Source organism: Pedobacter sp. CG_S7, assembly GCF_040544395.1.
In the GTDB taxonomy this organism is placed as follows: Bacteria; Bacteroidota; Bacteroidia; order Sphingobacteriales; family Sphingobacteriaceae; genus Pedobacter.
On sequence record NZ_JBEONS010000006.1, the window covers coordinates 36,192 to 47,352 of the forward strand.

Sequence of the window (11,161 nt, forward strand, 5' to 3'; positions counted from 1 at the left end):
TTATTAATTTCCCTGTTCATGCGCTCCCTGGTTTAATTCATGCTGGCATTTTAATCCATCTTCAGTCATTACCCATTCCACGAATTCTCGGTTCCGCTCGCCGTCTTCCTCGCAAGCCCAGGATCTGTACTGTTGTAAATACCTGTCTAACTGCTCACTAATAATTAATTTCGTTCCTACAGGCACCTTTACTGTTAAGCGAACTTCCTGGTCGCGCCAGTTGTCTTTGCTGGTTAAGTACAATTTCGAACTAAAATTCAACAATGAATCCTGCTGTAAAAAATCGTAATGTATGTTTTGAGCATGCTTTAAAGCAAGGTCAAAAGTTTTCCCTTTAGCACTATAGATTTCCATAACAGAAAACTTACCATCCAGGCTAGGCTCAATGTTAATACGTACATTATCAGGCATATTGAAAGCACCATGATCATCGTCTAAAATAATTCTCCTTTTATAGTTTTCTGTATTGATCTGGTATTTTACACTATCTTCTTTCGAAAAAAACCTCGAACTATTAAGCTGTAAGGTATATACTTGTGAAGGCTTTAAAGCCGTTACCTCTGTAAATTCGGCTTCTTGTTTAAATTCTGTTGAAACTTTAGCTATATAAAAAATGCCAGTGGCAATACCAAAAAGCCAGATAATGAGCAGACCAAAAGAAACCGATTTATTTAAAGGGCGACCATTAAAGGCAACACGAACAGCAAAAAGCACCAGTGCTAATAATGGGATGGCAAAACAGATAAATACGGCCAGTAATAAAGTAGAAAGGTAAGCAGGATTAACCATGCTAAAGGGAAAAATCTCGTTGGTATTGGCATCAAAAATACCTAAAAAGGCAGCAAGCATAATCACTAAACTCAATAGCATACTGGAAGCGATAAAAATAATAAAGCCTGCAAACACCTTGAAGATTATAGATCCAGTCCCAGCAATAAATTTTCCAAGCCAATCTACCAGCTCTGCAATAAAACCTCCAGATCTTTTAATAAGCTGATTGTTTTCTAATTCTTCCTGGAAAGAACGTATAAAACCCTGCAGATTAACAGTTTCACCCTTCATGTACATTTTTTCAGATCGCGTTGCTGCCCGGGGTACCATGATCCACATAACCAGGTAAGCTAAAAACCCAGCACCCCCAACAAAAATAGAGAGAAAAGCAATCAATCTGATCCAGCGTGCTTCAATGCCCAGGTAATGACCCAGACCAGCGCAAACACCTGCAACCATGCCTTGCTCAGTATCACGGTACAACCTTTTTATAGCGGTTGAATAAGGTGGAAAAACTTGTTCCTCTGTTTCTTCACCCGTCTCAAAATCGCTCACTTTACCCATTTGTGCCATTACCACATTCACATCTTCCAAGCTGATTACCTGTTTTTGTTGAGTAGTCAAAATCTCCAAAAACATTTCCGCAATTCTGTTTTCAATATCCGTAACAATCTCGAAATCATCTGCATTTCTGGCGAAATGGGCCTTAATTTCATTCAAGTAACTGGTTAATAGCTCGTAAGCATCCTCCTCTATGAGAATAATGGAATTGCCAATATTTATGTTTAACGTTCTTTTCATTGCTTTAATTTTTTAGAGGTTTCTATTGCATAGGCCAATTCCAGCCAAGTGGTATCAAGTTGTCTCACCATCCCTTTCCCGTCGTCTGTTAGCTCATAATATTTTCTGGGTGGTCCTGAAGTCGACTCAACCCAGTTATAACTCAATAAGCCATTGTTTTTTAAACGGGTCAGTAACGGGTACAGTGTTCCCTCCACGACCAGCAATTTGGCTGATTTTAATTCTGCGATGATATCCGAAGCATATATCTCTCCCCGTGATATTATAAGCAGCACACAGTACTCGAGTATGCCCTTTCGCATTTGCGTTTGCGTATTTTCTGCTATCATAATACAAAGATATATGTTTTATATAGTATTATGCAATACATAGTACTATATGATAGCAAAAATAAAACTTAATGCACTGAATAACAATAATATAAAATTTACAAAACTTTAAACTTACTACTTTAAACACCTCTATTGAGAATAATTATTTTGCTAAATAGGTTTGATACCTTGCTTTTTTTATCATAAAAAGAAGGGTGTACTGCGCAAATATTTGACTAAATAATGCAGCAGCAATGTGTAAAATAATTACACAAGTGCTTTAACTGAAAATTACAAAACACAAATTTTAAAGCAGTTTATGTAACAATATATATACTTACCTTAAACTGGCTCAAGGTTTGCAATAGCTATTATACATTTATTCGCGTTCAATTATGTTAATAAAAATGAGCTTAATATTTTCAGCATTTGCAAGGCAGATGGCGGAAAAAAGAGTAAGAACAAACACCTCTTTAAGTCACAAACAGTGGGTAAAAATAGATAGGATTGTAATCACATTCCTTTTTATAGCGGTTATTATTGGTGCTATATTTTTTTCTTAAAATAAATAAAGCCTTCCAATGCAATTCTGCTGGTTTAAACTTGGCATAAACCAGGGATATTAACTTACAATAGTAAGGTATCAATGCGGTGGGCTTGCAAACGACTATTCCTAACAGACCACGAAAAAATGGTAAAAAAACCATCCTGGGAAGCCACTAATGCCATTGCATCTTTCTGATCGCTTACAAACTGCGCGGCAGAAAGGTGACGGGTACCCCCTATTTTGGCCGCTGGCATAACAACAGCACCACCTCCAACAATAGGCTCACTAAAGGACAATTCGTCTAAGAATTCTTTACCCTTGGCACGCCCAATTTTAACACCAAAAGCCAACAATTCATAACGATCATTTACAACGGTAGCACCATCTACAGCAGTTAACCCTGCTAAATGATCAACTTCACGTCTTAAAGCCGTTTGCCAAAAAATTTGACTGGCATCTTTCCGATCCTCGATCAACAATTTTGTTAAACCGCTAAAAGAGGGCTGTACTCCATAAACAATAGGTTTTACAATAGATTGCAGCCAGTTATTATTATCGGAAGGCACTACAAGTAATGTACCTCCACGTTGATGGGCCCGCATAGAAACCGCCAGTTGGATGAGCACATTTACCGAATCATTCCAGTAAGAAGGCGCCATTAAATCAAGTAAGGTAAGTAACATCGTTGGCCAGTCGTGAGAACGCGGAGAGGTAGTATCTACAATCTTTATTTGCTCCCCCTTCAAAACAGCTACATTGGTATATTTACCAAAACCATAAATTCGGCGGTGTTTAATCACCAGCAAACCGGGCTCAGAAACATCAAGTATAAAACAATAATTAGGTATAACAATAGTTGTACCCCAAACATACAGCTCATTACCTTCGAACCAAATGCCTATATGTACACCTGCGCGTTCTACGCCTGGTGCTATTTTAGTTAAAGTTGTGGGGTTTAAGGGCAATCGGTATTTTAAAAGCAATGGACTACCAGCCTGTTCGGGAGAGACAAAAGCAAGAGATATTTTGGTGTTATGCCCCTCTTCTTTACGCAAGCTTGCCCAAAAAGTAGCATCAAGAATATGCTCTATTAACGCAGCGGGAGGCAAGGTGGCAAGATCAGCTTCACCACTCTCTTTTGCCATTCGCAGATGTTCGGCGAAGATAGCTTCCAATTTTGGAGCAGCAATTTTTGCGGCCTGGTAAGTAGAGTGGTAAATCATGGCTTAAAGTTAAAAAAATCATCTTAAATATAATAGATGTCCTTTGTCATTTATAAATGACGCTTTCTCCGACCCTATGAAGTCGGAGTGAGTCAAGGGTGAGTCAACAGTGAGTCAAGGGTGAGTCAACCTTTTGCCGAACAATACGTTGACTCACCCTTGACCCCCTATTTACCCACTGTTGACCCATTGTAGGCTCACCACTTACAGACCAAAGGGTACAATAAGTTTAACACTAAAATTTCTTCCCATATTATAGATCCCTGAATTTCCATTTGCTGGAATTTGGAAGTATTCAAAGTATTTTAGACGGTTGAGGTGACTTTGGTACGCGGTATTGAATAAGTTTTCTGCCTGAATAAACACCTCCATAAAAGTTTTTTGTTGTTTGCTTTTTATTCCGGCACCAAATCCTGCACTAAAAAGCGTGTAGCCTTTTGTAAAAGTTTCTGTATCATCTAAAGCATAGAAACGGTTTTTATCAGCATAGAGATTCATTTCAAATTTAACATAAGGCTTAGCAAACAAGCTTGAATTATTTTCAGAAGCGGTAAATTTTAATTCTGAACGCAGTTGTAAGGGTGGAAGTAAAGGAAGGTGCTCCCCTTCAGTTTTACCTACAACATAAGAAAGACTATTATTTAAACTAAACCCTGGCAAAGATTGCGTGTGAAGATTTACACTGGTTTCTAAGCCGTATAAGCGTGCCGTAGATTGCTTGTATTGGTAAGTTAAATTTCCTGGCACCACCACTACCGGCGCCCCATTTTGATCAGTTAACCTCGCTTGATAAATATAGTTTTGAATATTGTTATTAAACAGCTCGATGCTAAGATCTATATTTTTAAGGTAAGCCATAAAGCCTAAATCCTGCTGCAAATTAAATTCAGGCACAAAAGTTCTGTTACCTAAATAAACAATATGTGCACCGGGGTCTAAACCATTTGATCCAATTTCTGTGATGTTTGGAGCACGATAGCCACGAGCAATATTAGCTTTAAATAAAATCCTTTCGGTTAAGTTATAGGTTAGGCCAACACTTCCAGACAAGCCCCGGTAGTTTTTTTCAAAAGAAGTAAATTGCATAAAATCCTTCCAGTCTACCTTGCGGTTATCTAAACGCAAGCCCCCTGAAAGGTCTACTTTTCCAAAAGATTTTTTAGCGAAAAAGAAAGCACCCACATCAAATAAATTATAATTAGGGATGGGGTAAGCTGTTGCATCCTTATTTCTATTAATCTGGTACATTCCACTAAAGCCAAGTGTACTTTCTATCCCTTTGCGTTCCGGAAAATTATACTTAACATCAAAGTTTAGGGTGGTTAGCACAAGAAACAAGCCCGGCTGACTAGGCATAATAGGATGGTTATATTCCCTGCGTACGCTTTGTTGAGCGCCTATTAATACAGCTAACAATGCTTCGCCTAATTTATACTGGCCAGTATTATAAAGCCTATAATGCTGTATATGCTGGTGTAAGGGAATAATGCTATAGCTTTTCAATTCATTTTCCGGAACTATTGGCCTATTTTTAATATCATCGCCATCGTCTAAAACCTGCCTGGTAAATTTCCTGCTTAAAGAATCGCGACTACCATCTGGAATTTCCTGCAGGTTATTATACACATTTCCAGCTATTTTGGTGTGCCCCCAATTTTTATAAACCGCAGCACTTGCCGAAAGGTTGTATTCCTGGAAAGCAGTTCCATATACTATTCCATCAATCTTATTGCGGTAACTATGGGCTATTTTTCCGCTGGCGCGGGCGGTATATTTCCAATCATTTTTATGAAAGCCAAGCCCTAAAGAGTTGCCAAACATGCCATTATTATCTTGATATTCTGTCGTATAATCACCCTTTAACATTCCTTCAGGTATGGAGACCTTATCGGGAATTAAATTAATAACTCCTGCCACTGCATCAGAACCATAAGTTAAGCTTGCAGGCCCTTTTACCACTTCAACCCTCGAAATTCCGTAGGGATCAATTTCAATTCCATGCTCATCACCCCATTGTTGCCCTTCCTGCCTCAAGCCATCAAACAACGTTAATACCCGGTTGTAACCTAAACCTCGGATAAAAGGCTTGGAAATATTTGGCCCGGTGGTTACAGCACTCACTCCGGGTATTCCCTTTACGATGGCATCAATTAAATTGCTGCTCACTTGCTGATCCATTGCACTTTTGCTAAGCACAGCAATTGGAACCGGACTTTTACGCAATGCCGTCCCTCGGCTCATTCCGGTTACCACCACCTCATCCAGGTTTGATTGCTGTTTTAAAAGTGTAGCGTTAACCACAAGCACCTGGTTTTCTAGAAGGAGGCCCAATTTTTGTAATTTTTGAAAACCCAGTCCTGAAAAAACCAACGTATAGCTTTTTGCGGGAAGGTTAATGAATTCATAAAACCCATGCTCGTCAGTTTTAGTCGTATAGCTTGTGCCATTTAAGTGGATAGAAATAGAAGATAGGGCAAGGCCCGCGTCATTCACCTGTCCGCGGATAAATCCCTTTTGTGCATTTGCACTCTTAAAGATACAGCTGAACAACAGACTCCATAGTAAATATTTCATATACACTGACTTTAGTTTAGTTTGATGACCATTCATTTTTTCGACTTAACTAATTATTAGTTTTAGAAAACAAAACTACAATAGTTAGAGTACTCTAACAAATAAAATTAAAGTTTTATTATTTTATATTTACCTGATGTTATCCATAACCGAAGAGAATTACATAAAGGCCTTACTAAAAATAGGCAGTCAAAGCGAGGAGAAAGCAGCAGCAGGGATTAATGAATTGTCTGCCCATTTAGGCGTTAAGCCGGCCACAGCGACGGATATGTTTAAGAAACTAAAAGAGAAAAAATTAGTAGATTACAAAAAATACGGAAAGATATCTTTAACAGAAGAAGGCCGGAACAAGGCTTTGAGTATTGTGAGAAAGCACCGTTTGTGGGAAACTTTTTTATTCCAAAAATTGGGTTTCACCTGGGATGAAGTGCATGAAGTAGCCGAACAATTGGAGCATATTAAATCACCAAAACTAGTCAGTAAGCTCGAAGAGTACTTAGATTTCCCTGAATTTGACCCACATGGTGATCCTATTCCGAAAGCCAACGGTGAAATGGTGCCCCTGGATAAAATGGTTTTATCGGATTTAAAACCTGGAGATACCTGTATAGTAGTGGCGGTTAAAGATACTTCTATACTATTTTTAAAATACCTGGAAAAACTAGGCGTTAATATTGGCACTCAAATCAAGGTTATTGAAAAAGTACCTTTTGATAGTTCGCTCTTATTGACAATTGAAGACCAGGAACCAAGAAATGTATCCATAAAATTTTCTGAAAGCCTGTTTGTACGCAAATAATGGGATCAGCCCTTTGCTTAACAGTAAAATAATATAAGGATATTAGTTACCGCTCAGCAACCAATATCCTTAACGTAATTAAATGAAATTAAAGTTAAGACAAAGTCTTCCCCATTAATGGATCTGTAAAACTATCTTTTGACTGTTCAACATGACCTGCAAACTGCTGACTAAAGGCAGGATACCCTTCGGCCTTTATGGTGACATCATACCAATTAAAACTAGCCTTAATATTCAGAGGAATAATAAGTTCCTCTTTATTTTTATTTAAAACAAATTCCTGAGCCAACGCACCATAGCTGTTATCTGTTAAACTTAATTTAAGCTGATCGCCTTTAATTATACGCTTCACATTAATGGTTAGGTTACCATTCAACTTCGGGCTTCCATTTTCCGTTTGACACATTAACTCAACAACCAGATTAGGATCATGGGCATCACCCATATAACGGCGATAAAAACCATTTACACTATGAACTTTTAAATCATAAACCTGATTATTAAAGTTGCTTAATGGCCAGCTATATTCAACCCTATCGCCGGCATCAACCGTAAAAGACCAATTATTTCCAGCAGCCCCATAAATATTAAACCCTGCGCCACTTGCTTTCTTGCCAAACGCTTTGTTAGCTGCTGTAAGGCTGATTTTAAACTCCTGAGTTTCCTTATTCAGTGCCCCATGGGCATAAAGCTCATAAGGAATAGCATTGGCAGGCTTAATGCCAGGCTCTTGTTTTGGTAAATGAGGATTATCTTTTGGATTTTTAAGAACAGCAGCAACTGCATCCTGATCTAATTTTATAAAGTTATCAGGCAGTTTAGCAAATTTGGCTTTATGAATACCCTCTATAAATGGCCTGCTTTGAATTGCCTTTGGCATAACAATTTTTTCACCGTTATAAGGCCTAAAAACAGAGGTTAAGTCGCCACAAAGACTCCTTCTCCAGGAACTGATGTTATCCTCGTAAATTTTTTGACCGGTTTTATGGCTTAAAAAATGTTCCAGAAACTGGATGGAAGAAGTATGATCAAATGTTTGTGAATTCACATATCCACCGCGTGACCACGGAGAAACAACAACCATGGGAACTCTGAATCCAAGGCCAACAGCACTTTCTCTTTTACTATTCTCCCCTTTATGAATATATTCTGCACGGCTATCCAATGATTTAGAAACTGTTCCTGTTAATGGGTCTTTTGGATTTGGCGCTACAAAAGGTGGCAAGTGATCAAAATACCCATCGTTTTCATCGTAAGTAAGAATAAAGATCGTCTTTTTCCATACTTCTGGATTTTTTGTTAAAATATCTATTGCTTCCGATAAGTACCATGCGCCGTACCAAGGAGATCCTGGATGATCGGAGAAGTTTGATGGCGGCACCAACCACGATACGGTAGGCAGTTTACCACCATCCACGTCAGATCGGAATTGGTGTAACACATCCCCTTTAGGAATTTTAGCTGTCCTTTCTGTACCATTATCGTCATAGGTAATCGTTTCCAGACTATGGTAATCAGGGTCATTTCTATTGGTAACAAATGCTCTTCTATGCAGATCCAATAGTTCTGGGGTCAATTTATCGAGCGTATTGATTTCCAGAAAGTCAAGCTCTTTATTAACCTGGTCCAATTTTCCCTGAAGTTTAGGGTCAGCTTTATCTTTTAAAACGGCTGCTAGTTCAGCTTTGTATTTCCTGAGGTGAGCCAGGTGTTCTGGATGTCTTTTTACATGATATTGTTTAAAAAATTCCATATCATTATCCGTAAAGTTGGCGAGCCAATCATCTTCTTCATCTTTAAAACCGACACCAACACTGAGTTCATTCTGGTATATTTTCCAGTCTACCTGATGTTTAGAAAGTAGTTCAGGAAAAGTATTCCAGGAAACACGTTCGGCTCCATCTATAAATCCATTGGAGTGGTGCGCAAGGGAACTTTCATTTTGTTCTTCCCTAATTTTACCAGTCCAGAAAAAGCAACGATTCGGACTTGTGCCGGTTAACATGGAGCTGAAACTATGATCGCAAACGGTAAAAGCATCAGCAAGCGAATAGTAAAATGGAATGTCCTGGCGGTTATAATAACCCATGGTTAAAGGCATATCTGCATATTCTTTGTTTCCAGATCTTTTTGCTTCCAGCCATCCATCATATTTACCATCATTACGTGCATCTACCTGGTTCTCCCATGAATGAGGGAGTGCACTCATCCAGGTAGCCTTAGTATCTTTTATATCTAATCTAAATGGCGCATAGGTCTCCCCTTTATTATTGCTTTGCAGCCATACTGGATTTTGATTAGGTAAATCTATAACCCTAGGATCATTGAAACCCCTCACCCCTTTCAGTGTGCCAAAAGCATGGTCAAAAGACCTATTTTCCTGCATTAAAAAGACCACGTGTTCTGCATCTAAGTAGGTTGTACCTAGCTTAGGGTCAATAGCCATGGCTCTTTGAATAGATGCGGGAAGTATACCAGCAATACCCATGGCCCCTGTTAACAAACCGGCCTTTTTTATAAAATCTCTTCTGCTTTCCATTTGAAAATCTAAAATAAAGAATATTAAATTATTTTAACCACCAAACTTGTTGGTTAATCTTATCATTACCAGTGCCAAACTGTGAAACAATTGCCTTAGAAACATTATCTCTATTATTATTATATTCAGACTGAGGGTAAATCCAACGATAAGGGATGGCAACACCTTTTGGGCGGCGGAATTCAGGATAGCCTGTTCTCAGGTTATCAAAAAAGGCACTCCAACCCGACTGGAAAAATGTTCTCAAATACTTCTGTGTAATAATCTGTTCTATTTTTTGCTCCAAAGTAGTGCTAAGTGCAAAATTATTTATTGGTAAATCTAAATAAGCATTTGCTTTTGCCGCTGTGAAATAAGCGATATAACCACTTACATTGTTTTCATAAAATTTAAATGAGGCCTTTACACCATTTCTATAATGTTGGTTAGCATCTCCAGAAATCCAGTTCTTGAGCACAGCTTCAGCAAGAATAAATTCCTGCTCGGCATATCCCATTAAAACCTGAGGCTCATTGGTTGGATTTTTAGGGAAACGGTCGTTCACTTTAGAAACTTTACCTTCCGCAGCTTTTAAATTCGTTTCCGCATAAGGAGCTGCAGGATCACCACCTTCATAGGCAGTAAAATCATCAATTGCCTTACCAGCTTCCTTTCCTATTTTCGTTTGTGTGGCATAAACAAACAAACGTGGGTCTTGCCTGTCTTGCATATGTATTATAAAAGTAGAGGCCATGTACATACCTGATCCAAATCCACTAGAATTAAATTCAGGATAACGGTTACCCTGCTGATCTAAGAAAACTAATTGTCCGTCACCTTTACCCTCAGCATCGTTGAATATAGGTTCATTCTGTACAATTTGGGCAAAGGTTTCCTTAATTTTTAAGTCGCCATCATTTTCCTTTTTTGACAAAGTTATTAACACTTTTAACCTAAAAGCGTTAATCAACCGGCGCCATTTGCTTACATCACCTTTGTAAATGATATCACCAGCAATAATCACATTCATACCTTTGAGCATGGTATTTGCCTCATCAAGTTCTTTAAGAATCCCCTGGAAAACCTCTTTTTGAGTATCATAAATCGGAGCTGTATAACCTGCTGTAGCTTCTCCTTTTAAAGCCTGCGAATAAGGGATATCACCAAAGTTAAGTGTTAAATTATAGAAATAATAGGCCCTAAAAAACTTGGCCAATGCAATATAAGAATTGTCATTAATCCGGTTTGCTTCTTCTACCATTTTAGTTACCTGTTTAAGGGAAGAATAAGGCCCAAAACTACCTCTTGACCATTTAAAATATTGCCCTTCACTTTCTCCATCTGTTTGTACCAGCATACGGGTAGCATATAATGGAGAAGTACCACCAAATGCTTGAAAAGCATTCCATTCCACTTTGGTTAACAGAAGTTGAGGATGTGTTTCTGTGGGTTTATTAGGGTCAATATTTAGCAGGTCCTGATCCTTGCAGGAAGAAAGAAAAATTACTCCGACTAACAAACTATATATTATTTTTTTCATCAGTTGTTTATGTTTTTAACGATTATGAAGCTATCATAAGCTTCTATTCTTTGTTTTTGTAAGCTTAAGATGATTAC

7 protein-coding genes are annotated in these 11,161 nt (G+C 38.2%); 1 reads left to right on the forward strand and 6 read right to left on the reverse strand.

The features are described 5' to 3' along the window. Nucleotides 1-3 precede the first annotated feature (3 nt). The 4 genes from AAKU52_RS05410 to AAKU52_RS05425 all read right to left on the reverse strand — a co-directional run bounded on the left by AAKU52_RS05410 (nucleotide 4) and on the right by AAKU52_RS05425 (nucleotide 6,227). Entirely contained in the window at nucleotides 4-1,572 is a 1,569-nt protein-coding gene (locus AAKU52_RS05410; RefSeq protein ID WP_354331055.1) for a PspC domain-containing protein, read from the reverse strand. Further along, nucleotides 1,569-1,901: a PadR family transcriptional regulator gene (locus AAKU52_RS05415; RefSeq protein ID WP_354331057.1), complete on the reverse strand. Its 333-nt coding sequence runs from the start codon at nucleotides 1,899-1,901 to the stop codon at nucleotides 1,569-1,571. Before AAKU52_RS05415 ends, AAKU52_RS05410 begins: the two co-directional genes overlap by 4 nt. 609 nt (nucleotides 1,902-2,510) lie before the next feature. Beyond that, a complete protein-coding gene (locus AAKU52_RS05420; RefSeq protein WP_354331059.1) occupies nucleotides 2,511-3,653 on the reverse strand; it encodes a putative sensor domain DACNV-containing protein in 1,143 nt (380 codons plus the stop codon). A 204-nt stretch (nucleotides 3,654-3,857) separates the two neighbouring features. Further along, entirely contained in the window at nucleotides 3,858-6,227 is a 2,370-nt protein-coding gene (locus AAKU52_RS05425; protein ID WP_354331061.1) for a TonB-dependent receptor, read from the reverse strand. Nucleotides 6,228-6,363: 136 nt separating this feature from the next. Between AAKU52_RS05425 and AAKU52_RS05430 the strand changes: the two genes are divergently transcribed. Further along, nucleotides 6,364-7,026, forward strand: coding sequence for a metal-dependent transcriptional regulator (locus AAKU52_RS05430; RefSeq protein WP_354331063.1), 663 nt, complete (start codon nucleotides 6,364-6,366; stop codon nucleotides 7,024-7,026). Between the two features lie 94 nt (nucleotides 7,027-7,120). On the opposite strand, the gene AAKU52_RS05435 is transcribed toward AAKU52_RS05430, so the two are convergent. Together AAKU52_RS05435 and AAKU52_RS05440 are read right to left on the reverse strand one after the other, a co-directional pair. Beyond that, nucleotides 7,121-9,565, reverse strand: coding sequence for a phosphocholine-specific phospholipase C (locus AAKU52_RS05435; protein ID WP_354331065.1), 2,445 nt, complete (start codon nucleotides 9,563-9,565; stop codon nucleotides 7,121-7,123). A 28-nt stretch (nucleotides 9,566-9,593) separates the two neighbouring features. Then, nucleotides 9,594-11,084, reverse strand: a complete 1,491-nt coding sequence (locus AAKU52_RS05440) for a SusD/RagB family nutrient-binding outer membrane lipoprotein (protein ID WP_354331067.1) — start codon at nucleotides 11,082-11,084, stop codon at nucleotides 9,594-9,596. Nucleotides 11,085-11,161 lie beyond the last annotated feature (77 nt).

Bases quoted from the DNA above. Each gene is read 5' to 3' on its own strand.
- AAKU52_RS05420 (WP_354331059.1), bottom strand. From the start codon at position 3,653: ATGATTTACCACTCTACTTACCAGGCCGCAAAAATTGCTGCTCCAAAA.
- AAKU52_RS05410 (WP_354331055.1), bottom strand. From the start codon at position 1,572: ATGAAAAGAACGTTAAACATAAATATTGGCAATTCCATTATTCTCATA.
- AAKU52_RS05415 (WP_354331057.1), bottom strand. From the start codon at position 1,901: ATGATAGCAGAAAATACGCAAACGCAAATGCGAAAGGGCATACTCGAG.
- AAKU52_RS05440 (WP_354331067.1), bottom strand. From the start codon at position 11,084: ATGAAAAAAATAATATATAGTTTGTTAGTCGGAGTAATTTTTCTTTCT.
- AAKU52_RS05435 (WP_354331065.1), bottom strand. From the start codon at position 9,565: ATGGAAAGCAGAAGAGATTTTATAAAAAAGGCCGGTTTGTTAACAGGG.
- AAKU52_RS05430 (WP_354331063.1), top strand. From the start codon at position 6,364: ATGTTATCCATAACCGAAGAGAATTACATAAAGGCCTTACTAAAAATA.
- AAKU52_RS05425 (WP_354331061.1), bottom strand. From the start codon at position 6,227: ATGAAATATTTACTATGGAGTCTGTTGTTCAGCTGTATCTTTAAGAGT.